Origin of the sequence: Amycolatopsis sp. lyj-346 (assembly GCF_046548975.1) — a bacterium.
Classification (GTDB): domain Bacteria; phylum Actinomycetota; class Actinomycetes; order Mycobacteriales; family Pseudonocardiaceae; genus Amycolatopsis.
On sequence record NZ_JAJPWT010000003.1, the window covers coordinates 254,229 to 276,861 of the forward strand.

22 protein-coding genes are annotated in these 22,633 nt (G+C 70.2%); 11 read left to right on the forward strand and 11 right to left on the reverse strand.

From position 1 onward, the window contains the following. Nucleotides 1-23: 23 nt before the first annotated feature. A complete protein-coding gene (locus ACLJQE_RS12870) occupies nucleotides 24-1,874 on the reverse strand; it encodes a glycoside hydrolase family 3 protein (RefSeq protein WP_410639417.1) in 1,851 nt (616 codons plus the stop codon). Between the two features lie 119 nt (nucleotides 1,875-1,993). On the opposite strand from ACLJQE_RS12870, the gene ACLJQE_RS12875 reads away from it, so the two are divergent. Together ACLJQE_RS12875 and ACLJQE_RS12880 are read left to right on the forward strand one after the other, a co-directional pair. Next, nucleotides 1,994-2,623 carry a Maf family protein gene (locus ACLJQE_RS12875; RefSeq protein ID WP_410639418.1) on the forward strand — a complete coding sequence of 210 codons (630 nt, stop codon included), beginning with the start codon at nucleotides 1,994-1,996 and terminating at the stop codon, nucleotides 2,621-2,623. A gap of 100 nt (nucleotides 2,624-2,723) precedes the next feature. Continuing rightward, a complete protein-coding gene (locus ACLJQE_RS12880; protein WP_410639419.1) occupies nucleotides 2,724-4,076 on the forward strand; it encodes a dicarboxylate/amino acid:cation symporter in 1,353 nt (450 codons plus the stop codon). Between the two features lie 98 nt (nucleotides 4,077-4,174). Here ACLJQE_RS12880 and ACLJQE_RS12885 read toward each other — a convergent pair whose 3' ends face one another. Beyond that, complete coding sequence (locus tag ACLJQE_RS12885; protein WP_410639420.1) at nucleotides 4,175-4,897, reverse strand: hypothetical protein; 723 nt, start codon at nucleotides 4,895-4,897, stop codon at nucleotides 4,175-4,177. A 112-nt stretch (nucleotides 4,898-5,009) separates the two neighbouring features. On the opposite strand from ACLJQE_RS12885, the gene ACLJQE_RS12890 reads away from it, so the two are divergent. From ACLJQE_RS12890 to ACLJQE_RS12915, 6 genes are all read left to right on the forward strand, one after another. Beyond that, complete coding sequence (locus ACLJQE_RS12890; RefSeq protein ID WP_410639421.1) at nucleotides 5,010-5,285, forward strand: SAV_915 family protein; 276 nt, start codon at nucleotides 5,010-5,012, stop codon at nucleotides 5,283-5,285. A gap of 106 nt (nucleotides 5,286-5,391) precedes the next feature. Then, the gene (locus ACLJQE_RS12895) at nucleotides 5,392-7,185 is read left to right on the forward strand and encodes an acetyl/propionyl/methylcrotonyl-CoA carboxylase subunit alpha (protein WP_410639422.1); all 1,794 of its coding nucleotides are present in this window, start codon (nucleotides 5,392-5,394) and stop codon (nucleotides 7,183-7,185) included. Nucleotides 7,186-7,243: 58 nt separating this feature from the next. Further along, the gene (locus ACLJQE_RS12900; protein WP_410639423.1) at nucleotides 7,244-7,780 is read left to right on the forward strand and encodes a DUF1707 domain-containing protein; all 537 of its coding nucleotides are present in this window, start codon (nucleotides 7,244-7,246) and stop codon (nucleotides 7,778-7,780) included. 7 nt (nucleotides 7,781-7,787) lie between these two features. Next, entirely contained in the window at nucleotides 7,788-8,183 is a 396-nt protein-coding gene (locus ACLJQE_RS12905; protein ID WP_410639424.1) for a DUF1707 domain-containing protein, read from the forward strand. 105 nt (nucleotides 8,184-8,288) lie between these two features. After that, nucleotides 8,289-9,317: a hypothetical protein gene (locus tag ACLJQE_RS12910; RefSeq protein WP_410639425.1), complete on the forward strand. Its 1,029-nt coding sequence runs from the start codon at nucleotides 8,289-8,291 to the stop codon at nucleotides 9,315-9,317. Nucleotides 9,318-9,377: 60 nt separating this feature from the next. After that, nucleotides 9,378-9,908, forward strand: coding sequence for a GNAT family N-acetyltransferase (locus ACLJQE_RS12915; RefSeq protein ID WP_410639426.1), 531 nt, complete (start codon nucleotides 9,378-9,380; stop codon nucleotides 9,906-9,908). A 216-nt stretch (nucleotides 9,909-10,124) separates the two neighbouring features. Here the strand turns inward: ACLJQE_RS12915 and ACLJQE_RS12920 are convergent, their stop codons facing one another. Further along, nucleotides 10,125-11,858: a glycerol-3-phosphate dehydrogenase/oxidase gene (locus ACLJQE_RS12920; RefSeq protein ID WP_410639427.1), complete on the reverse strand. Its 1,734-nt coding sequence runs from the start codon at nucleotides 11,856-11,858 to the stop codon at nucleotides 10,125-10,127. Between the two features lie 247 nt (nucleotides 11,859-12,105). On the opposite strand from ACLJQE_RS12920, the gene ACLJQE_RS12925 reads away from it, so the two are divergent. After that, entirely contained in the window at nucleotides 12,106-12,855 is a 750-nt protein-coding gene (locus tag ACLJQE_RS12925; protein ID WP_410639428.1) for an MIP/aquaporin family protein, read from the forward strand. A gap of 34 nt (nucleotides 12,856-12,889) precedes the next feature. Further along, a complete protein-coding gene (glpK, locus tag ACLJQE_RS12930; RefSeq protein WP_410639429.1) occupies nucleotides 12,890-14,404 on the forward strand; it encodes a glycerol kinase GlpK in 1,515 nt (504 codons plus the stop codon). A gap of 48 nt (nucleotides 14,405-14,452) precedes the next feature. Here glpK and ACLJQE_RS12935 read toward each other — a convergent pair whose 3' ends face one another. The 4 genes from ACLJQE_RS12935 to ACLJQE_RS12950 form a co-directional block, all read right to left on the reverse strand. After that, complete coding sequence (locus tag ACLJQE_RS12935; RefSeq protein WP_410639430.1) at nucleotides 14,453-15,256, reverse strand: VOC family protein; 804 nt, start codon at nucleotides 15,254-15,256, stop codon at nucleotides 14,453-14,455. Between the two features lie 80 nt (nucleotides 15,257-15,336). Continuing rightward, entirely contained in the window at nucleotides 15,337-15,984 is a 648-nt protein-coding gene (locus tag ACLJQE_RS12940; RefSeq protein ID WP_410639431.1) for a class F sortase, read from the reverse strand. Nucleotides 15,985-16,167: 183 nt separating this feature from the next. Further along, nucleotides 16,168-16,635 carry a hypothetical protein gene (locus ACLJQE_RS12945; protein ID WP_410639432.1) on the reverse strand — a complete coding sequence of 156 codons (468 nt, stop codon included), beginning with the start codon at nucleotides 16,633-16,635 and terminating at the stop codon, nucleotides 16,168-16,170. A gap of 72 nt (nucleotides 16,636-16,707) precedes the next feature. Beyond that, entirely contained in the window at nucleotides 16,708-18,108 is a 1,401-nt protein-coding gene (locus ACLJQE_RS12950; RefSeq protein WP_410639433.1) for an NAD(P)H-quinone dehydrogenase, read from the reverse strand. Between the two features lie 126 nt (nucleotides 18,109-18,234). Between ACLJQE_RS12950 and ACLJQE_RS12955 the strand changes: the two genes are divergently transcribed. Continuing rightward, complete coding sequence (locus ACLJQE_RS12955) at nucleotides 18,235-18,687, forward strand: gamma-glutamylcyclotransferase (protein ID WP_410639434.1); 453 nt, start codon at nucleotides 18,235-18,237, stop codon at nucleotides 18,685-18,687. 62 nt (nucleotides 18,688-18,749) lie between these two features. On the opposite strand, the gene ACLJQE_RS12960 is transcribed toward ACLJQE_RS12955, so the two are convergent. From ACLJQE_RS12960 to meaB, 4 genes are all read right to left on the reverse strand, one after another. Continuing rightward, nucleotides 18,750-19,583, reverse strand: coding sequence for a DUF559 domain-containing protein (locus ACLJQE_RS12960; RefSeq protein WP_410639786.1), 834 nt, complete (start codon nucleotides 19,581-19,583; stop codon nucleotides 18,750-18,752). A 201-nt stretch (nucleotides 19,584-19,784) separates the two neighbouring features. After that, nucleotides 19,785-21,086 (reverse strand): amidohydrolase, encoded by a 1,302-nt coding sequence (locus ACLJQE_RS12965; RefSeq protein ID WP_410639435.1) that lies wholly within the window; start codon nucleotides 21,084-21,086, stop codon nucleotides 19,785-19,787. Between the two features lie 197 nt (nucleotides 21,087-21,283). Further along, a complete protein-coding gene (locus ACLJQE_RS12970) occupies nucleotides 21,284-21,586 on the reverse strand; it encodes a hypothetical protein (RefSeq protein ID WP_410639436.1) in 303 nt (100 codons plus the stop codon). A 50-nt stretch (nucleotides 21,587-21,636) separates the two neighbouring features. Continuing rightward, nucleotides 21,637-22,632, reverse strand: coding sequence for a methylmalonyl Co-A mutase-associated GTPase MeaB (gene meaB, locus ACLJQE_RS12975; protein ID WP_410639437.1), 996 nt, complete (start codon nucleotides 22,630-22,632; stop codon nucleotides 21,637-21,639). Nucleotide 22,633 lies beyond the last annotated feature (1 nt).

Here is a 22,633-nt window from a genome sequence, read left to right on the forward strand (position 1 = left end):
GCACGGACCGCGGGAGCGGTGGCCTAGCGGTGACGGCGGTAGGACAGGCCGTACCCGTACGGGAACAGGCCCTGCTTGCCGTCACCGACGTTGATCGGTTCCTGGGCCGAGCTCTTCGGCCAGGTGAAGCTCAGCTTCCCGGTCGGGTTGTAGTCGCCGTACAGCACGTCCGCGACGCCGGCGCCTTCCGAGCCCGGCAGCCAGGCCGCCACCAGTCCCTTGACCGACGGCAGCTGCGCGGCGAGGTCCAGCGGCCGCCCGGAGACGGTCACCAGGACCACGGGCACGCCCGAAGCCTTCAGCTTGCCGATGAGGGCGACGTCTTCGGCGTCGAGGCCGAGGCCGCCGGGGCGGTCACCCTCCCCTTCGGCGTACGGCGTTTCGCCCACCACGGCGACCGCGACCTTGTAGCTGGAGTCGATTCCGCCACCCGCACGGTCATAGGTCACCACCGTGCCTTTCCCGGCACCGGCCTTGATGCCGTCGAGGATCGTCGTGCCCGGGATCACCCGCTCACCGCTCTGGCCCTGCCAGGTGAGCGTCCAGCCGCCGGCCTGGTTGCCCAGGTCGTTGGCGTTCTTGCCGGCCACGAAGATCTTGTTGTTCCGCTTGGCCAGCGGCAGCACGCCGTCGTTCTTCAACAGCACCTGCGACTCGCGCACCGCCTGCCGCGCCACCGCGCGGTGCGCCGCGCTGCCGAAGTCCCTCAGCAGCGAGCGGTCGGTGTACGGGCGCTCGAACAGGCCGAGTTCGAACTTCTTCGTGAGGATCCGCCGGTTGGCGTCGTCGATCCGCGACATCGGGATGTTCCCGTTGAGGACTTCGGCCTTCAGCGTGCTGACGAACTTCAGGTAGTCGTAGGGGACCATGATCATGTCGATCCCGGCGTTGACGGACTGCTTGACCTCGGCGGCGGTGAACCCCTCCTGGCCGTCGATCTGGTCGATGCCGTTCCAGTCGGAGACCACGAAGCCGGAGAAGCCCAGTTCACCCTTGAGCAGGTCGGTGATGAGGAACTTGTTGCCGTGGTCCTTGACGCCGTTCCAGCTGTTGAAGCTGATCATCACCGAGCCGACGCCGTGGTCGATCGCGGCCCGGAACGGCGGCAGGTGGATGCGCCGCAGCTCCTCCAGGCTGATCTGGGTGTTGCCCTGGTCGTCGCCGCCGGTGGTGCCGCCGTCGCCGATGAAGTGCTTGGCCGTGGCCAGCACGGACGTCGTGTCGCCGAGTGCGCGGCCCTGCAGGCCCTTGATGACTCGTGAGTTCGCGACGGCGTTGGCGGGGACTTCGCCGAAGGACTCGTACGTGCGGCCCCAGCGGTCGTCACGGGCGACGCACAGGCAGGGCGCGAAGGCCCACTTGACGCCGGTGGCCGCGGTTTCTTCGGCGGTGATCGCGCCGATCTTCTCGACCAGCCGCGGGTTGTTCGCCGCGCCGAGGCCGATGTTGTGCGGGAAGACCGTCGCGCCGTGGACGTTGTTGTGGCCGTGCACGGCGTCGGAGCCGTAGATGATCGGGATGCCGAGACCGGTCGACGTCGCCGCCTTCTGGTAGGCGTCGATCATGTCCGCCCAGGCTTGCGGGGTGTTCGGCGTCGGTGTGGAACCGCCACCGGAGAGGATGGAGCCGAGCCGGGCGGCGGCGGACTGGGCGGGTGTCGCGGAGCCCCGTTCGCCCTGGGTCATCTGCCCGACCTTGTCGTCGAGCGTCATCCGCGCCATAAGATCGGTGACGCGGTCGGCCACCGAAGCGCGGGGGTTCTTGTAGAGCGGCGTCGCGGCCGCCGACGCCATCGGGACGAGGGCCGTACCCGCGAGCAGCAGGCCGGCCAGAGCGGTGGTTCGCAATGATCTCGTGGTGCGGAGGAGCGGCATTGGTTCTCTCCGTGACGATCCGTCGATCCATAAGTTGCGAGCCACAACAAAATAGCCGCCCTTCCGGGTGACGCCGGTCACAATTCGATCACGACCGCCTGGTCAAGTAAGTTTCAGTCGTGCAGTTCGTCCTCGCTTCCCAGTCCCCCGCCCGGCTCGCCCTCCTGCGCTCCGCGGGCCTCGACCCCGCCGTGTTCGTCTCCGGCGTCGACGAGGACGCCGTCGCCGCCTCGCTGACCGATCCGTCTCCGTCCGAGCTGGTCGCGGCCCTCGCCGCGGCCAAGGCCGAAGCGGTCATCGACCAGGTCGCCGCGGCGCACCCGGACGCCGTCGTCGTCGCCTGCGATTCGATGCTTTCGATCCACGGGCAGATGGTCGGCAAGCCCGGGTCGCCGGACGTCGCCCGCAACCGCTGGGCCGCGATGGCGGGAACATCCGGTGAACTCCTCACCGGGCACGCGGTCGTCCGGCTCGACGGCGGGACGCGCGCGAAGGAGGCCGCGGGCTGGGAATCGACCACGGTCCGGTTCGGCACGCCGAGCCCGGCGGAAATCGACGCCTACGTCGCGAGCGGCGAGCCGCTCAACGTCGCCGGCGGCTTCACGATCGACGGCCTGGGCGGCTGGTTCGTCGAAGGGCTCGACGGCGGCCACACGAGCGTCATCGGCATCAGCCTGCCGCTGACGCGCCGGCTGCTGGCCGAGGTCGGCGTGAGTGTCGTCGACCTCTGGCGGCCTCCCGCATCCTGAGAAAGGCGCCACACCATCGGGTGATCCGGAAGAGTCCTCGCTTGCCTAACGTTCTCGTTACCCGGCAAGACAAGATACTTTCGAGCTCCGGAGTCGCCCCGTGTCTTTTGTACGGACATACACCAAGCCGCGGGTGTTCGCGGCCGCGGTTCTCGGCTCGCTCGTCGTCGGCGCCCTCCTGGGTGTCGTCGCGCGGCAGACCGAGGCCGGCTGGCTGACCGATCTCCTCGACCAGATCGGCACCATCTTCACCACGCTGCTCCAGATCGCGGTGATCCCGCTGGTCTTCACGGCGATCGTGGTCGGCATCAACAGCCTCCGCGGGCTCGGCGGCGGCCGCACCGCCGCGCGCCTCGGCGGCAAGACGGTGCTGTGGTTCGCGATCACGTCGTTCATCGCCTCGCTGATCGGCATCGCGGTGGGCCGGATCTTCAACCCGGGCGCCGGCGGGCTCGGCGGCGTCGAAGCGACCGCGAAGAACGCCGACAAGGCCGCGCAGAGCGTGGACCACTGGGGCTCGTGGAGCGCCTTCGTCAACGGGCTGCTGCCGGAGAACTTCGTGAAGGCGTTTGCCGACGGCGAGACGCTGCAGGTGCTCTTCCTCGCGCTGGTGATCGGCGCCGCGGCGTACAGCCTCGGTGACAAGGCGAAGCCGTTCGTCGACTTCACGACGAGCGTGTTCGAGATCATCCAGCGCTACCTCGGCTGGATCGTCCGGCTCGCCCCGATCGGCATCATCGGCCTGATCGGCGCGGCGGTGGCCAACTACGGCGACGCGCTGTTCCGGCCGCTGTTCTCCACCACGCTCGCGGTGTACGTGGGCTGCCTGGTCGTGCTGTTCGTCGTCTACCCGACCCTGCTGCAGTTCGTGGCGAAGGTCAGCCCGCTGACGTTCTTCGCCAAGGCGGGCACGGCGATCCAGTTCGCGTTCGCCTCGCAGTCCTCGGCCGCGACGCTGCCGCTGACCCGCCAGTCCGCGGTCAACCTCGGCGTCCAGCCGGCGTACGCGGCCTTCGCGACCCCGCTCGGCAGTGCGACGAAGATGGACGGCTGCGCGGCGGTGTTCCCGGCGATCGCGGCGATCTTCGTCGCCAACCTGGCCGGGGTGTCGCTGAACTTCTGGCAGTACGCGGGCATCGTCCTGGTCGCCGTGGTCGGTGCACTGGCGACCGCCGGGACCACGGGCTGGCTGACGGCGTTCACGCTGACGACGTCGTTCATCGGCCTCGACGCCAAGCAGGTGGCACTGGGCCTGGCGCTGATCTACTCGGTCAACCCGATCATGGACATGATGCGGACGGCCACGAACGTGGCGGGCCAGATCGCGGTCCCGACCATCGTGGCGCGCGGCGAAGGCCTCCTCGACGACGAGGTCCTCAACACCCCGACCGACCGCCCGGAGCACTCCGACGACGGCTCCGCGGCCCGCCACACCGAGCCCGCCCCCGCCTGACGCCAAGCGCCCCAATGTGGCCTTGGTTGCGTTGAACGCACCGAAGGCCACCTTGGGTGCGTTCAACGCACCGAAGGCCACATTGGGGCGCTGGAGACTCAGGCGGGGCAGGTGCGGAGGTCGGCGCGGGTGAGGCGGATGTCCGGCCAGCCGCGCAGGTCCGACGGCGACGTCACCCGCCGCGTGCAGCCCACCGACCGGCCCGCCAGGTCGTACACCTCGCCCAGCACCGGTGCTGCCGCGCACTTCGGGGTGCCGGACGCCGAGTCCGGGCAGTCGTGGCGGACCACGATCACGTCGGGGCTGGCGTCGGCCGTGACGTCGTAGAGCGACAGCGTCCCGGCGTCCGCGTAGAACGGCTTGCCCGGGTCGCGCCACACTCCCCCGCTGCCGACGAGCAGTTCGCCGTACGCGGCCGTGCCGTCGTCGCCGACGTCGCCGCGGACCAGGCAGGCCGGGGCCGGGCCGTCGATGCAGCGCAGCGAGTTCTGGTCCAGGCGCACACCCAGCTGGGCGATCGACAGCTCGAACACGGTGCCCGGCTCCGGCCCGACGCGCAGGCGGGCCGAACCACCCGCCGCGTCGGTCAGCAGCACCACCGGCGTGCCCCCGACCGTCACCGCCGCGAGCTGGCGGCACGGGCCGCCGCCGCAGGTCACCGCGGGCGGCACCGGCGCGGCGGCGGGTTCGGCCAGTCCCGGGGCCGGCTCGGGCCGCGGCCGCAGCAGGAACACCGCACCGATCGCGCCGACGGTCACCACCGCGGCCAGCACCGCGGTGAGCAGCGCCGACCGGGGCGTCCGCGCTGCCGTAGTCCGCATAAGACAGAGCGTAAGCCGCTTCGCGACCGCGCGTCGGCAGCCCCGTCGCGATGTGGCCGGTTCAACCCCACTGGGTCACCAGTAGCGGAACGTGTGCGTCTATGTTGTCCGGGTGACGAACCCGAACCTGCCGCCCGCCCTGTACCTGCCGACCGGCCCGGCCAGCGCGGAAACCGAAGGCGCGTCGATCGAGCTGCGCCGCACACCCGACGGCCGCACCGCGCTGGTCGCCTTCACCGCGCTGGACCGGCTGATCGACTGCTGCGGCGAGCACCAGCCGTGGGTGCTGGTGAACACCGAGCACCTGCCGAAGGTGCACAACGCGAACCCGTACGACGTGATCGTGCTCGATTCGCCGCTGCCCGAGGAGCTGCGGCACCACGTCTGAGCGTGGTTCACCTCTCACTCAAGAGACTCGCGACGTCATATCCGTAGACTTCCTCAATGCCGCGTGGGCGGTCAGCGATGCAGCTGTCGGACGCAGGAGGTGCGGGGTGGCCGAGCAGGTCGGCGAATCCACGGGTGGTCCGGTGACCAAGATCCTGGTCGCCAACCGTGGCGAAATCGCGGTACGCGTCATCAGAGCCGCCAAGGACGCCGGTTTGGCCAGCGTCGCGGTGTACGCCGACCCGGACCGCGACGCGCCTCACGTGCGCCTGGCTGACGAAGCTTTCGCGCTGGGCGGCACGACGGCCGCCGAGAGCTACCTCAACTTCGACAAGCTCCTCGAAGCCGCCAAGCGGTCGGGCGCCGACTCCGTGCACCCGGGCTACGGCTTCCTCTCCGAGAACGCGGACTTCGCCCAGGCCGTCCTCGACGCCGGGCTGACCTGGATCGGGCCCAGCCCGCAGGCCATCCGCGACCTCGGCGACAAGGTCACCGCCCGCCACATCGCCATGCGCGCGGGCGCGCCGCTGGTGCCGGGCACGAAGGAGCCGGTCAAGGACGCCACCGAGATCGTCGCCTTCGCCGACGAGCACGGCCTGCCGGTCGCCATCAAGGCGGCGTTCGGCGGTGGCGGGCGCGGCCTGAAGGTCGCGCGCACCCGCGACGAGATCCCCGAACTGTTCGAGTCGGCCACCCGCGAGGCCGTCGCCGCCTTCGGCCGCGGTGAGTGCTTCGTCGAGCGTTACCTGGACAAGCCGCGGCACGTCGAGGCGCAGGTGCTGGCCGACATGCACGGCAACGCGATCGTCGTCGGCACCCGCGACTGCTCGCTGCAGCGGCGGCACCAGAAGCTGGTCGAAGAGGCGCCCGCGCCGTTCCTGTCCGACGATCAGCGCAAGCGCATCCACGAGTCCGCGAAGGCGATCTGCAAGGAAGCCGGCTACTACGGCGCCGGCACGGTCGAGTACCTCGTCGCCGTCGACGGCACGATCTCCTTCCTCGAGGTCAACACGCGGCTGCAGGTCGAGCACCCGGTGTCGGAGGAGACGACCGGGCTCGACCTGGTTCGCGAGATGTTCCGCATCGCGCGCGGCGAGAAGCTGCGGATCACCGAGGACCCCGAGCCGCGCGGCCACTCGATCGAGTTCCGCATCAACGGCGAGGACGCCGGCCGCGGCTTCCTGCCCGCGCCGGGCACGGTGACGAAGTTCGTCGCGCCGAGCGGCCCGGGCGTGCGCGTCGACTCCGGCGTCGAGTCGGGCAGCGTGATCGGCGGGCAGTTCGACTCGATGCTGGCGAAGCTGATCGTCACCGGTTCGGACCGCAACAACGCTCTCGAGCGCAGCCGTCGCGCACTGGCCGAGATGGTCGTCGAAGGCATGGCGACGGTGCTGCCGTTCGACCGCGTGATCGTCGACGACCCCGCGTTCATCGGCGACGAAACCGGCTTCAGCGTGCACACGCGCTGGATCGAGACGGAGTTCGACAACAAGATCGAGCCGTTCGTGGCGCCGGACGTCGAAGCCGGCGAAGAAGAACCGCGGCAGAACGTCGTCGTCGAGGTCGGCGGGCGGCGCCTCGAAGTGTCGCTGCCGGGCGGGTTCGCGCTCGAAGGCGGCGGCGGGGGCGGCACCGCCGTCAAGGCGAAGCCGCGCAAGCGCGCCGGCGGCACCAAGGCCGCGGTGAGCGGCGACGCCGTCACGGCGCCGATGCAGGGCACGATCGTGAAGGTGGCCGTCGAAGAGGGCCAGACGGTCGAAGCCGGTGAGCTGATCGTCGTCCTCGAGGCGATGAAGATGGAGAACCCGGTCACCGCCCACAAAGCGGGCACCGTCACCGGGCTTTCGGTCGAGGTCGGCGCCGCCGTGACGCAGGGCACACAGCTGCTCGAGATCAAGTAGCCAGGTTCGTTGCAGATGTCGTGGTGGGCCGCCCCCGGGGCGGCCTACCATCGACTACGTGACCGAAGTCCCGTCTCCGCAGCTGCGGATCAGCGACCAGAACCGTGAGTCCGCGCTGTCCGCTCTTGCGGAGCACATGACCGCGGGGCGGATCGACATCGACGAATACGGCGAACGCTCGGCCCGGATCACCGCGGCGAAGACACGCGGCGAGCTCGCCGAGATCTTCGCGGACCTGCCGGCCCCGCACCCGCAGTACGAGGACGTTCCCCAGGCCGTCGCGGCTTCGCCCGAGCCGTCGGCCGCGCCCGCGCCACAGTCGCCCGCGCCACCCGAGAACTGGTCGCCGCCGCAGCGGTTCCTCGCCGCGATCGTGCCGGTGGCCTTCATCGCCGCGATCGCGCTGATCGCCACGGGCACGCTGGCCTGGCCGATCATCTTCGTCCCGATCGGGCTGACCGTGTTCGGCAAGTCGATGTGGGGCCACGACTGGAACCACGACCAGCGCCACCACGACCGCCGGAACCGGCACCTGCGCGACCGGGAGCGCCGCCGCGAGCTGCGTGACTCCTACCGGCGCGAGCTGGGCCGCTGATCCCGCCGTGGGCGACATGCGGTTGAGCGACGACGAACGCCAGGACGCCCTGGACGTTCTGGAGGAGCACGTCCGCACCGGCCGGCTCGACATCGACGAGTACGGCACCCGCTCCGCGAAGGTCACCGCGGCGAAGCGGGTGAGCGAGCTCGTCCCGCTGTTCGAGGACCTGCCGTCGCCCCGCCCGAGCGCGTTGCTCAACGGGGTTTCCGCGCCCGGCGTCCCGGTCGCGTCGTCGGAGGACAACGCGCTGGTGCGTTTCCTGACCGCGGGCGCGGTGCCGATCGCGATCGTGCTCGCGATCGCCGTGCTGATCCTGTCCCGCGGCAGGCTGCTGATCATTTCGATCGCGTTGCCGCTGGTCGTCGCGATGATCGCCGGGGCCCGCCGCCGTCGTCGCTGAGCCGGCGGCACGGCCGGCGCCGTTCCGGAGGATTGATCCCTTTGCCGGACACCGGCCCCCTCCCGCCGTTACGCTCACACCACCGAGGGGGGAACGGAGATTCTGATGGGCAACTGGGGGAAACGAGTGGGGGCGCTCGCCACCGTGGCGATCGCGCTCACCGCACTGGGGGTTCCGGCGGCCGAGGCCGGGACGCACCGACCGGCCTGGCAGCCGACGCTGCTCCCGCTGCCGGCGGGCGCGGATCCGGCCGGTCGCGGGTACCTGACCAGCACGAACGGGCACGGCGAGTACACCGGCTCGTTCGTGGTCGACGGGAAACTGCAGGTGGTGAGCTGGCGCGGCGGGAAGCCGGTGCTGCGCGGCGTGCCGGCCGGCTACGAGTCGGCCATGGCGGCGGACGAAAACCGCGTCGGCACCGTCGTCGGCACGGCGACCGACAACGACACCGGGGAAATCCGCCCGTTCGTGCTGGACGCGAGGGGTTTCCGCTTCCGCGTGACACCGGCCGGTTACCAGTCCGCGCGCGGGGTCGACATCAACAGCCGCGGTGACGTGCTGGGCCAGGTGACCCACGCGGATCCGGCGAAGAACGGCTCGATCGTCTGGCCCGCGAACGGGTCGGCGCCGGTGATCATCCCGAAGTCGCACGAGATCGAGTTCCCGATGGACATCGACGACGACGGCACCATCCTGTTCATCGGTTCCGAGAGCGTCCTGCTGTGGAAGAACGGCCGGTACCTGCAGCGCACAGCGCCCGGCTTCCGGTACGCCGAGGGCAGTGCGCTCCGCGACGGCGTGGTCGTCGGCTCGGTTTCGGACGGGACCATCGCGGGCACCCGCGCCGGCCGCTGGGACGCGGCGGGCCGGTTCACCCTGCTCCCCGGAGGTATCGGCGCGTACGCGCTCAACCGGTTCGGCCTGATCGCCGGGGCGACCCCGGCACCGGACGCGATCCAAGGGCCGCCGATGGCCTGGTGGGGCACCACGGCGGTCGGCGCGTTGAAGCAGCCCGGCGCGTACAAGCAGTACCAGGCGTCGCAGGTCTCCGACGACGGGACGATCCTGGGTGTGGCGTCGGACAGGCCGGTTTACGAGGGTGGGGTGCCGGTGATGTGGCGGTTCCGGGGGTAGTCCGCCCGGCGGCCGCCGGGCCGGGAGCGACGTGCTCCCGGCCTGGCTAGGCTGGGTGGAGTGGAACCGGTGGAGATCAACGCGGGCACGTACTACCTGCGCCAGCTGCGCGCGGACCGGCACATCGACGACCGGCCGGTGCTGATGGAGGCGTTCGCCGACCCGACGCACCGCAAGTACGTATTGAACTACCGGCTGCGCACGCTGGACGAGGCCACGGAGTACGTGGCCCTCCGGGCGGCCCAGTGGGCCGGCGACGAGCGCTGTTCCTGGGCGATCGCGGAGCCGACCTCGGGCAGGCTGCTGGGCGAGGTCGGGCTGCGCGAGCTGAACCTGGACGCGTCGTACGCGGAGGCGACGATCTGGGTCCATCCCACGGAGCGGGGCAAGGGAATCGCGACGACGGCGCTGAACGCCGCACTGCGGTTCGGCTTCGGGGGGTTGGGGTTGACCGAGGTGAGTTACCGGTACGAGGAGAGCAACACGGCCTCGGCGATCGTGGCGGAGCGCTGCGGGTTCACGTTGGTCGGCCCCGAGGCGGAGCGAGCGCCGACGGGTGAGAAGCTGATCCGCTGGCACCGGACTTCCTGACCGCAGCCGAACATTCCCGGCCATTCCCGGCCGCCGAACTCGGCGAGCAGCCCGCCATTTCGACCGGACAAGCCAAGGTGCCGTGCCCCCGCCACTCCCAGGGGGGCGGCCCCGAGGCCAGTCTATCGGCCCCCTCGGACAAAACCCGTCCGTAACCGCTCAACCGCACCCGTTGTCCACAACCCAGCCGCGTTGTGGACAACCCCCTCCCGGCCCTCAGCTCACCGGCTCGATGATGCCCGCGCGGGCCTCCGGGGCCGCCGATCGCAAAGCGTCCGCCGCTTCGTCGCTCGGCTGGGACTGGGACTTGCGCTCCGCCTCCACCCGCGCGCGGTAGACCTCGATCTCGTGTTTCACCGTTTCGGGTGACCAGCCCAGGACCTCGCCCACCAGGGCCGCGACCTGCGAAGCGCAGTCCACTCCCCGGTGCGCGTACTCGATCGAAATGCGCGTCCGGCGGGCCAGGACGTCCTCCAGGTGCAGCGCTCCCTCGTGCGAAGCCGCGTACACCACTTCCACCCCCAGGTAGTCCGGGGCGTGCTCGATCGGCTTCAGCAGCTCCGGGCGGCCCTCCGCCGAGGCCAGGACCTCGTGGACGAGTGAGCCGTAGCGGTCCAGGAGGTGCCTCACCCGATACGGGTGCAGACCGTGCTCCGCCGCCAGGTGGTCGGCCTGGTTGACCAGCGCGTGGTAGCCGTCCGCGCCCAGGAGGGGGACCTTGTCCGTGATCGACGGCTGGGAACGACCCGGCAGGTCCACCGCCGCCGCGTCGACCGCGTCCGCCGCCATCACTCGGTACGTCGTGTACTTGCCGCCCGCGATGGCCACCAGGCCTGGGGCCACGCGAGCCACCGCGTGCTCGCGCGACAGCTTCGACGTCTCTTCGCTCTCCCCCGCCAGCAGCGGGCGAAGGCCGGCGTACACGCCTTCGATGTCGTCGTGGGTCAGCGGGGTGGCCAGGACCGTGTTGACGTGCTCGAGGAGGTAGTCGATGTCGTGCTTCGTCGCCGCCGGGTGAGCGAGGTCGAGGTTCCAGTCCGTGTCCGTCGTGCCGACGATCCAGTGGTTGCGCCACGGGATGACGAACAGCACCGACTTCTCGGTGCGCAGGATCATCCCCGACTCCGAGACGATCCGGTCGCGCGGGACGACGATGTGCACGCCCTTGCTCGCGCGCACCCGGAACCGGCCGCGGCCGCCCGACAGCCGCTGGAGCTCGTCCGTCCACACGCCGGTGCAGTTGATCACCGCGGCCGCCGAAATCTCCGTTTCGCGCCCGTCCTCGACGTCGCGTACGCGCACGCCGGACACCCGGTCGGCTTCGCGCAGGAATCCGACGACCTGGGTCGACGTCCGCACGACCGCGCCGTAGTGCGCTGCCGTCCGCGCCACCGTCATCGTGTGGCGGGCGTCGTCGGACTGCGCGTCGTAGTAGCGGATCCCGCCGATCAGCGCCGAGCGCTTGAGCGCCGGCACCATCCGCAGCGCGCCCGCGCGGGTGAGGTGCTTCTGCCCCGGGACGCTCCGGGCGCCGCCCATCGTGTCGTACATCAGCAGGCCCGCCGCGGTGTACGGCCGCTCCCACACGCGGTGGGTCAGCGGGTAGAGGAAGCTGACCGGTTTCACCAGGTGGGGCGCGATGGTCGTCAGCATCAGCTCGCGCTCGCGCAGCGCTTCGCGGACCAGGCCGAACTCGAGCTGCTCCAGGTACCGCAGGCCGCCGTGGAAGAGCTTGCTCGACCGGCTCGACGTCCCGGACGCGAGGTCACGAGCCTCGACGAGCGCGACCCGCAGCCCGCGCGTCGCGGCGTCCAGCGCCGTGCCCGCCCCGACCACGCCGCCGCCGATGACGACGAGGTCGAACGTCTCCTTGCCGAGCCGTTGCCAGGTCTCTTCCCGCTTGAGCGGGCCCAGTCGAGCCGGGTTCGTCTCCGCTGCGTGCTGCGCCACGTGACAGTCCTCCTCGTGCCGGCGAGGCCTCCAGCATCGCACGACCCGGTGATCATCCGCCCGTCCACGGATGACACTTGTGGCGTAACCCTCCGCGATCTTGACCGGGATCTTGAAAGAATTCGACTGCCCGGTGCTTGGAAGTAGCTTCTACGCCCCGGTAACGTCGCGCGGACGTGGGTCGGCAACGGTGCCGTGGCACGCCGTGATCGACCCTGCGCAGAGTGTCCAGTGTGGAGGTGCAGCGGTGAGTGCTGGAGCAATAATCGTCTGGGAACTATTGGGAACGGCGACGCTGATCCTGCTCGGCAACGGCGTGGTGGCCAACCACGTGCTGCGCAAGAACAACGGGTACAACGCGGGATTCCTGTTCATCAACCTCGGCTGGGCCTTCGCCGTCTTCACCGGCGCCAGCATCGCCGCGCCGAGCGGCGCGCACCTCAACCCGGCGGTGACCCTCGGGCTCGCCATCGCCGACAAGACGCCGTGGGCCGACGTGCCCTTCTACTTCATCGGGCAGATGGCAGGCGCCATCATCGGCGCGGTGCTCTGCTGGGCCACCTACAAGCTCCAGTTCGACGACCACCCCGAGCCCGAGAACACCCTCGGCATCTTCTCCACCGGACCGCAGATCCAGAACACCGCGTGGAACCTCGTCACCGAGATCATCGGCACCTTCGTCCTGGTCGTGTGGATCCTGCTCAGCCCCACCTACGCCATGGGCGACGGCGGGACGCCGAACTTCGGCAACTCCGCGCTGGGCTACGCGGGCGTGTCGTTCGTGGTCCTCGTGATCGGTGCCTCACTCGGCGGGCCGACGGGCTACGCCATCAACCCGGCGCGCGACCTCGGCCCGCGCATCGCGTACGCGTTCCTGCTGCCGATCCGCAACAAGGCGAACGCCAACTGGGGCTACTCGTGGATCCCGGTCGTCGGCCCGCTGGTCGGTGGTGCCCTCGCCGCGCTCGTCTACCTCCTCGTGCACAACCTGACCTGATCGCCTCCTCCGACGCCGAATTCCGGGAGCACACATGACTTCGTACGTAGCAGCGATCGACCAGGGCACCACCTCCACCCGCTGCATGATCTTCAACCACGAGGGCCGCGTCGTCTCGGTCGACCAGCGCGAGCACGAGCAGATCTTCCCCCGCGCCGGCTGGGTCGAGCACAACGCGGAAGAGATCTGGGAGAACACGCGCCGGGTCGCGGCGGGCGCACTGGCCAAGGCCGACCTCACCGCCAAGGACATCGCCGCCGTCGGCATCACCAACCAGCGCGAGACCGCACTCGTCTGGGACAAGACGACCGGCAAGCCGGTGTACAACGCGATCGTCTGGCAGGACACCCGCACCGACAAGATCGTCACCGAGCTCGGCAACCTCGGCGGCGGCCAGGAGCGCTACCGCGACAAGGTCGGCCTCCCGCTCGCGACCTACTTCTCCGGCCCCAAGGTCAAGTGGATCCTGGACAACGTCGAGGGCGCCCGCGAGAAGGCCGAGGCCGGTGACCTCATCTTCGGCAACATGGACACCTGGGTGCTGTGGAACATGACCGGCGGGGCCGACGGCGGCGTGCACGTCACCGACCCGACCAACGCCTCCCGCACCATGCTGATGGACCTCGACACCCTGCAGTGGGACGCCGAGATCGCCGGCGAGATGGGCATCCCCCTTTCGATGCTGCCGGAGATCCGCTCCTCGTCCGAGGAGTACGGCAAGGTCCGCGAGAAGGGCGCGCTGGCCGGCGTCCCGATCGCGGGCATCCTGGGCGACCAGCAGGCCGCGACGTTCGGCCAGGCCTGCCTCTCGCCCGGCGAGGCCAAGAACACCTACGGCACCGGCAATTTCATGCTGCTCAACACCGGCACCGAAAAGGTGATGTCGCAGAACGGGCTGCTCACCACGGTCTGCTACAAGATCGGCTCGAACGACACGATCTACGCGCTGGAAGGCTCCATCGCCGTCACCGGTTCGCTGGTGCAGTGGCTGCGCGACAACCTCGGCATGATCACGACCGCGGCCGAGATCGAAGAGCACGCGCGCAGCGTCGAGGACAACGGCGGCGCGTACTTCGTCCCGGCGTTCTCGGGTCTGTTCGCTCCTTACTGGCGATCCGACGCTCGCGGCGCGATCGTCGGGCTCACCCGGTTCGTCAACAAGGGCCACCTCGCCCGCGCGGTGCTGGAGGCGACGGCTTTCCAGTCGCGCGAGGTCATCGACGCGATGAACGCCGACTCCGGAGTTCCGCTGAAGTCGCTCAAGGTCGACGGCGGCATGGTCGTCAACGAGCTGCTCATGCAGTTCCAGGCCGACATCCTCGGCGTGCCGGTGATCCGCCCGGTGGTCAACGAGACCACCGCGCTGGGTGCCGCCTACGCCGCCGGTCTCGCCGTCGGGTTCTGGAAGTCCGAGGACGACATCCGCACCAACTGGGCCCAGGACAAGCAGTGGGACCCGTCGATGGACGACGCCCGCCGCGAGCGCGAGTACCGCAACTGGAAGAAGGCCGTCACCAAGACCTTCGACTGGGTCTCCGAAGAGGACTGACCGGCCAGGGCCGGGGGTGCCGCCTCATGGCGCTCCCGGCCCGACCGCTCACACTTCCCAGCCCTCCGGCTCGCCCGACTGCTCGTTCGGGGCCACGACCACGAACGGCACGCCCTGGTCGTCGGTGACCCGCACCTGCCGCCCGTACGGCGTGTCGAACGGCTTCCCGTCGACTTTGCCGCCGAGTTCGGTCACCTTGGCCGCGGTCGCGTCGGCGTCGGCCACGAAGAAGTACGCCGACCAGTACGACGGCACCTCCGGTGGCTCCGATCCGGGCACCGTGCCGAGCCCGCCGACCGGACGCCCGTCGAGCAGCAGCACCGCGTACGTGAAGTCGTCACCGGAGATGTCCTGGAAGCCGAAGCCGAAGACCTCTTCGTAGAACGGCTTCGCCGCCGCGTAGTCCCGGCTCAGGCACTCGTTCCAGGCCAGGGTGCCCGGGACCGCGGTGACCTGCGTGCCGATGTGCTTGCCGGCCTCCCAGAGCCCGAAGACGGCGCCCGCCGGATCGGCCGCGATGGCCATCCTGCCCTCATCCATGACCGCCATGACGGGCATGACGATCTGCCCGCCCGCCTCGGTGAGGACCGCGGCCGCGCGGTCCACATCGGACACCGCGAGGTACGTCGTCCAGGCCGGTGGGATGTCCTGGCCCGGTGGCCTCCGGCCGATGCCGGCGACCGGGCGCCCCCGCAGCTCCGCCATGCCGTAGAAGCCGGTCTCCTCACCGCCCCGGTGCACGTCCCAGCCGAACAGGCTGCTGTAGAAGGCAATCGCCTTCGCCTGATCGGGCACCATCAGGTCCACCCAGCCGGGCGTACCGTCGGGCCATCTTTCGTCCCGGAACACCATGCCGACTCCCAACCCTCGTCTGCGCCGCCTCTGGTGACGACCGGCACAGTGTTGCACCGGGCACCGACAAAAACCGAAAATCAGGCCTGGACCAGGCGGGCGTAGACGACGATGTTGTCGACGTAGTTGCGCGCGCTCCGGTCGAAGACGCCGCCGCAGGTGATCAGCCGCAGCTCGGGACCGGCCGTGTCGTCGTAGACGCCTTCGCCCTCGAAGTCCTTCTTCGGCACTTGGTGCACCTTCGTCACCTCGAACACCGCCGTGGTGCCGTCCTTGCGGGCGATCGAGACCCGGTCACCGGCGGCCAGTTCCTTGAGCCGGAAGAAGATGCCCTTCTGGTGGTTGCCGTCGACGTGCCCGAGGACGACGGCCGGACCGGTCTCGCCCGGCGTCGGCGCGTAGGTGTACCAGCCGGCCTGCAGCGGCGTGGTCACCGGCGGCACCTCGACGGTGTTGTCCGGGTTGAGCCCCAGCGGGATCAGCGACGAATGCGCGCCGATCTTCGGGACGTCGATCGAGACGGGCTCGGACTTGGGCAGCGCCGCGAGGGCGTCCGGGCTGCTTGCCTGCGGCGCGGGAACGACCGCGGCCGGCTGGGCGGACGGGGGCTGCGCGGTGCCCGGGCCGGGGCCACCGCCGAGAGTCAGCACCAGCACCGCCACCACGGCGAGCAACACCACGACGACGGCGATCAGCACACCGCGTCTGTTCGTGATCCTCCTGGTCATGTTCTCCCCCTGACTGGCGCCTGCAAGTTCACACGTCCGAGTGGTCCTTCCGGTTGAGCCCCGACGGTACCGCCGCCCAGGGCGAGCAAACCGAAAGACGTCTTACCTGCGAAAAGGGTTGCCTCGAGGCATGAAAACCACCCCGGAGCGCGGCTCCGGGGTGGTCGTGGCGTTTTCGGGAAATCAGCCCGCCATGCTGCCGTCGCCCGCCTTCGCGGCGCCGGACGGCACCTTCGCGACCTGGGAGGCGGGCACGGTGAACTGCGCGGAGTAGGTCTGGCCGCCGCACGTCACGGTCAGCGGGTACGTCCCCGCCGTCGTGCCGGGCTTCAGCTCGACGTCGGCGCTGATGTTCGCGTCGACGCCCATGAAGGGGCCGGGGGTGTAGTTGGTGAAGGTCAGCACCGGCGAGGAGAACGCCGGCGAAGGGCCTTCGCACTTCGCCAGCGCGACGTTCGGCGCGTCACGGACGTACTTGTCGACCAGCGACTGGTTGATCGCGGTGTTCACGTTGAGCTGAACCATGCCGGCGGTGGTGCGCGGGGCCGGGCTCGCGCTCGACGTCGGGCCGGTGCTCTGCGCCATCGCCGGTCCCGCCAGCGCCGTCGCCCCGATCACCGCTGCCGCAACGAAAACCACCGTCTTGCGCACGTTCGCACCCTTCGCGTCCTTCGGCCTTACAACCGACAAGACGCGACGGGTGCGCCCGGGTTGCGTGCCGGATCAGTCGAGATCGTCGTGGCGCATGAGCTGGCGCCCGGCCTCGGTGATCGAGCCCGACAGCGACGGGTACACCGAAAATGTCAGTGCCAGGTGGTCCACTGTGAGCTGGTTCTGGACGGCGAGCGCGATGGGAAGGATGAGCTCACTCGCCTGCGGCGCCACGACGACTCCACCGACGACCACGCCGGTGGCGGGGCGGCAGAACAGCTTCACGAAGCCTCGGCGGAGGCCCTCCATCTTCGCGCGCGCGTTGGTGGCCAGGGGCAGCATGATGGTGCGCGCGGGCACCTCGCCGGAGTCGATCGCCTGCTGGCTGATGCCGACGGTGGCGATCTCCGGGTGGGTGAACACGTTGGCGGCGACGGTCTTGAGCTTGATCGGCGCGACGCCTTCGCCCAGCGCGTGCCACATCGCGATGCGGCCCTGCATGCTCGCCACCGAGGCGAGCATGAGCAAGCCGGTGCAGTCGCCGGCGGCGTAGATACCGGGAACGGAGGTGCGCGAAACGCGGTCGACGGTGATGAACCCGCCGGGGCCGGGCGAGATGCCGACCTTGTCGAGGCCGATGTCCTTGGTGTTCGGGACCGACCCGACGGTCATCAGCGCGTGGCTGGCTTCGATCACGCGGCCGTCGGCGAGGAAGATCTCGACGCCCTTTTCGGTGCGCTCGACGCGGTCGGCGCGCGCCTGCTTCGCGACGGTGGTGCCGCGCTGCGAGAAGACCTCTTCGAGCACTGCGGCGGCGTCGGCGTCTTCGTGCGGGAGGACGCGGTCCCGGCTGGAGACGACGGTGACCTTGACGCCCATCTCGGTGTAGGCGGAGGCGAACTCGGCGCCGGTGACGCCCGAGCCGATCACGGCGAGGTGCTCCGGCAGCTCCTGGAGCTCGTAGAGCTGGCGCCAGTCGAGGATGCGCTCGCCGTCGGGGACCGCGCCGGGCAGGACGCGCGGAGTGGCGCCGGTGGCGATGAGGACGACGTCGGCGGGCAGCTTCTCGGTGCCGTCCTTGGTCGTGACGGCGACCTTGTGCGTCGCCAAGCCGGGCTCTTCGTCGCAGAAGCGAGCTTCGCCCACGATGACGCGGACGCCTTCGCGCTGGACGCGGGCGCGGATGTCGGCGGACTGGGCGAGCGCGAGGCCCTTCACCCGGCCGTGGACGGTCGGGAGGTCGATGCGGGTGTCGGCCAGGTCGGTGTTGACGCCGAGCTCGCTGAGGTCGTGCATCTTCGCCAGCGCGCCGGAGCTCGCGATGAACGTCTTCGAGGGAACGCAGTCGTACAGGACGCAGGCGCCGCCGAGGCCGTCCCGCTCGACGATCGTGACGTCGGCTCCGTGCTGGGCCGCGACCAGCGCGGCTTCGTAGCCGGCCGGGCCCCCGCCCATGATCACGATCCTGGTCACCTGGGTCCTCCTCTGGCTGTCCGTGCGGTGCTCTCACCGTACGCGGCGAAGGTGACCAGACACTGAAGTGGGCGAACACGGCGAGTGCGTCCACTCGGGTGAGGGAGGTGTCGCTACGCTGTCGGCGTGCCGTTGTATGCCGCTTACGGATCGAACATGGAGCCCGCCCAGATGCTGGAGCGCGCGCCGCACTCACCGATGGCCGGCAGCGGCTGGCTGGAGGGGTGGCGCCTGACCTTCGGCGGCGAGGACCTGGGGTGGGAAGGTGCCCTGGCCACGATCGTCGAGGACCCGGCCTCCCGGGTGTTCGTCGTGTTGTACGACGTGACGCCGCTGGACGAGACGGGCCTGGACCGCTGGGAAGGCGGCGAGCTGGGGATCCACTCGAAGATCCGCCTCCGCGTCCAGACGATGGACGGCTCGGTACTGGCCTGGCTGTACGTCCTGGACGCCTACGAAGGCGGCCTGCCCTCGGCCCGCTACCTGGGCGTCCTGGCCGACGCCGCCGAGGCGGCCGGCGCCCCCGCCGACTACGTCGACGACCTCCGAACCCGCCCCTGCTCCGGCATAACCGGCTAACCGACCCTCCAGGTACGCGAGCCGACGTTCCAGGTACGCAAGCCGACCGCCCAGGCACCCAACTACCCTGCCCGGGTCCGGAGTGCCTCGTGTAACTCACGGAGCACCCGGGCGGGATCACGCAGGTCGGCGGCGGCAGCGCGGATGGTGATCCACCCACGACCTGCCATGCGTCGATCCCGCTCGGCGTCTGCGTCCTTCCGGTCCTCGTGCGCGGCGAACCCGTCGTATTCGAGTGCGACGCGCCGTGCGGGCCAAGCCATGTCGAGCACGTACAGCAGCTTGCCTTCAATGTCGTTGATCGGGTACTGCACCTCCGGAACCGGCAAGCCAGCCTCGACCACGATCAGCCTCAGCATGCTCTCGGGCGGCGATTCTGCCTTGCCGTCGGCCAGAGCCAGCATCGACAGGGCCCTGTGGATACCTTGGCGGCTCGCACGATCGACAATGCGGTCGCGCACGTTGTCACGGAGCTTCTGAAGGTGCTCCGGAGGGAGCCCGCGCATGGCCTCTTCGACAGCGGCGAACGCGGTTGACTTGTCACCTCGGCAGAGAAAATCGGCCAGCGCGAGGTCCAGGCTGAAGGCTGGCAAACCGTCGATTTCGAGCACGTCGTGCGGCTCGTAATCACTCTGGTGCACGACCAGACCGGGCTTGGATCTGACCCGCCTTGAGTAGGGGACGGTGAGGTGGATATCTGCACCATCGACCACCGAAATCCCATGCAGCGCAAGAGAAGTCGCGCCCGAAAGGACAGCCGGCGGGCCGGCCAGAAGCAGCGCGGCCTCGGCGCGGGTCGCCATCTTGAGCGAGTCCGTGGCCGGCACCACGACGCCTCGCCAAGGCTGCGCGAGCAGCCCGCCGACGAGCGCTTGGCGGACCGCTCGTTGACCCAGCACCTTGACGGCTTCGCTACGCAGAGCCGCCCCGTGTCTTCCTCCCCAATTGATCACAGAATCGAGCATGAGGGTCTTCCGTCGTCGGCGAAAGACCCTCACGCTCGACCTGTGGACAACTCGGCGCTTCTGTGGACAACTCCGTACCCGAAGGGTCGGTTCGCGTACCTGGAGGGTCGGCTTGCGTACCTGGAGGGTCGGCTAGGCGAGGGTGGTTAGGGCGGTGTGGACGAGGGTGCGGACTCCGCAGAGGAGGGCTCGCTCGTCGAGGACGAAGGTGGGGCGGTGGATGTCCGACTGGGGGGCCGGGGGGCCGGACCAGACGCCGAGGCGGGCGAAGGCTCCCTGGACGTGCTCCAGGTACCAGCCGAAGTCCTCGCCGCCGGATGACTGCTCTGTCGCGGCCACCGCGCCCTCGCCGAGGGCTGCTTCGGTGCCCGCGCGCATCAGGGCCGTCGACTCCGGGTCGGAGACCACCGGGGGGACTCCGCGGCGGTAGTCCAGCTGGAAGCCGACGCCCGTCGGGGCCAGGAGGGACTCCACCGAAGAGGCGACCAGCGGCTCCAGGGCCGTCCAGACCTCGTGGTCGGCCGTGCGCAGCGTGCCGCGCAGGACGCCGTCCTGCGGGACCGCGTTGGCCGCCTGGCCCGCGTGGACCGCTCCCCACACCAGGACCGTGCCGGACCGCGGGTCGACGCGACGGCTGAGCACCGCGGGCAGTGACGTGATCACCGTGCCCAGCGCGTGCACCAGGTCCGCCGTCAGGTGGGGCCGGGACGTGTGGCCGCCCGGCGACGTCAGGCGCAGCTCGATCAGGTCCGCGGCCGACGTCAACGCGCCGACGCGCAGGCCGACGGAACCCACTTCGAGGCGCGGGTCGACGTGCAGGCCGTAGATCCGCTCGACGCCGTCCAGTGCGCCCGCCGCGATCATGTCCAGCGCGCCGCCGGGCATGACCTCCTCGGCGGGCTGGAAGATCAGCCGCACCCGGCCCGGCAGCTCCGGCGCGCCGGCCAGCGCACGGGCCGCGCCGAGCAGGATCGCCGTGTGGGCGTCGTGGCCGCACATGTGCGCCGCGCCCTCGACGGTCGACGCGTACGGCAGCCCGGTCGCCTCCGTCAGCGGCAGCGCGTCCATGTCCGCGCGCAACGCCACGCACCGCTCACCACTGCCGATGTCGCAGACGACGCCGGTGCCGCCCGGCAGCACCCATGGCTTGAGCCCGACCGAGCGCAGCAGCGTGATGACCAGTTCCGTGGTCGCGAACTCGTGCCGCGACAGCTCCGGGTGCGCGTGGATGTGCCGGCGCCAGGCCAGCACGTCGGTCGCGTTGGCGCGCAGCCAGTCGTCCAGCCAGAACGGGCCGCGGCCCGCACCAAGGTCCTCCACGGGAGCCATGCTTACGCCGGCTTCGGAAATCAGCGCCTCGGACCCCTCCATGGGGTTGATGATGCGCCCTTGGGGGTCGCCTGGAACGTCCGGCCGTGAGTCGAGCACCGTCACGCCGCACCTCCTCCCGCAACACGGGTAACCCGCGCAGCGGCTGGGGTCACGCGTCGTGCCGATCGATCTGTCGTACGCATTTGCAGACGATCGTGCACCATGCAGGCGGCAAGCCGCGCCTCGAAAACGGCCGTCCTAGACGGCCGGTACCGGATCTGCGTTGAACGGCGTGCACTAGTTCGGCAAAGCCGAAAACCTCAGGACTTCTTGGCCTTCTTCGAACGGATCTTGCGCCCCCAGATCACGATGCCGAGCAGGACGGCCGCGATCAGGCCCGCGACCAGCTTGTTCCTGGTCTTTTCGGTGTTCGCCTTGTCCGTCTGGGCCGGGTCGAGGACCGGGCCCGGAGGCTGCGTCTGCGCCGGGAGCAGCGCGGCGGACGCGTGCGCCACGCTCACCGTGACGGCGGCCGGACGCGTCGGCTCGGCCAGTGCCGGCGACGCCGTGAACAGCACCGATCCCAGCAGCCCGGCCAGGACCAGACCCCGCAGTTTCGCCATGTCATCCTTTCGCCACGACCAGGCATTCTGCCCACGGACCGCCCCGCGTGTCAGCCACCACGCGGTGGACCGAACGCGTCGAGGATCCGCTGCGCACCGAGGGTAGCCGTCAGTTCACCGTCGCGCACCGCCCGCTCGACGTCGGGAACGACCGTTCGCACCTCCGGATGCGCCGCCAGCCGACCCAGCAGCTGTTCGCGAACCATCGCCCAGGTCCAGTCGACCTGCTGCTGCCGCCGCCGCGCGTCGAGTTCGCCGGACGCCGTGAGCGTGTCGCGGTGCTGCTCGATCGCGCCCCAGACCTCGTCGAGGCGCAGGTTGTGCAGGCCGCTGCAGGTCAGCACCGGCGGCGTCCACGACGCTTCCGGCCCGTAGATCATCCGCAGCGCGCCCGCCAGCTCCCGCGCGGCGCGGCGGGCGTCCCGCTCGTGGTCGCCGTCGGCCTTGTTGACGGCGATGACGTCGGCGAGCTCGAGGACGCCCTTCTTGATGCCCTGGAGCTGGTCGCCGGTGCGGGCCAGGGTCAGGAAGAGGAAGCAGTCGACCATGTTGGCCACGGTCACCTCGGACTGCCCGACGCCGACCGTCTCGACCAGCACGATGTCGTAGCCGGCCGCCTCCATCAGCACGATCGTCTCGCGGGTCGCCCGCGCGACGCCGCCCAGCGTCCCGGACGTCGGGGACGGCCGGATGAACGCCCGCGGGTCGACCGCCAGCCGCGCCATCCGGGTCTTGTCGCCGAGGATCGACCCGCCGGTCCGGGTCGACGACGGGTCGACGGCCAGCACGGCCACCCGGTGCCCGGCCGCGGTCAGGTCGGTGCCCAGCTGGTCGATGAAGGTCGACTTGCCGACTCCGGGAACGCCGGTGATGCCGACGCGGCGCGCGCCGCCTGCCGACGGCAGCAGCTCGACCAGCAGCTCCTGTGCCAGCGCCCGGTGGTCCTCCCGCTGCGACTCGACCAGCGTGATCGCCTTCGACAGCGTCCCGCGGTCACCCGCCAGGACGCCCTTGGCGTAGGCGGTGACGTCGATCTTGCGCGGCAAC

What these genes read in the sequence shown, in the direction of transcription:
- ACLJQE_RS12870 (WP_410639417.1), bottom strand. Translation starts at nt 1,874, where the DNA reads ATGCCGCTCCTCCGCACCACGAGATCATTGCGAACCACCGCTCTGGCC.
- ACLJQE_RS12885 (WP_410639420.1), bottom strand. Translation starts at nt 4,897, where the DNA reads ATGCGGACTACGGCAGCGCGGACGCCCCGGTCGGCGCTGCTCACCGCG.
- ACLJQE_RS12910 (WP_410639425.1), top strand. Translation starts at nt 8,289, where the DNA reads ATGGGCAACTGGGGGAAACGAGTGGGGGCGCTCGCCACCGTGGCGATC.
- glpK (WP_410639429.1), top strand. Translation starts at nt 12,890, where the DNA reads ATGACTTCGTACGTAGCAGCGATCGACCAGGGCACCACCTCCACCCGC.
- ACLJQE_RS12935 (WP_410639430.1), bottom strand. Translation starts at nt 15,256, where the DNA reads ATGGTGTTCCGGGACGAAAGATGGCCCGACGGTACGCCCGGCTGGGTG.
- ACLJQE_RS12940 (WP_410639431.1), bottom strand. Translation starts at nt 15,984, where the DNA reads ATGACCAGGAGGATCACGAACAGACGCGGTGTGCTGATCGCCGTCGTC.
- ACLJQE_RS12970 (WP_410639436.1), bottom strand. Translation starts at nt 21,586, where the DNA reads ATGGCGAAACTGCGGGGTCTGGTCCTGGCCGGGCTGCTGGGATCGGTG.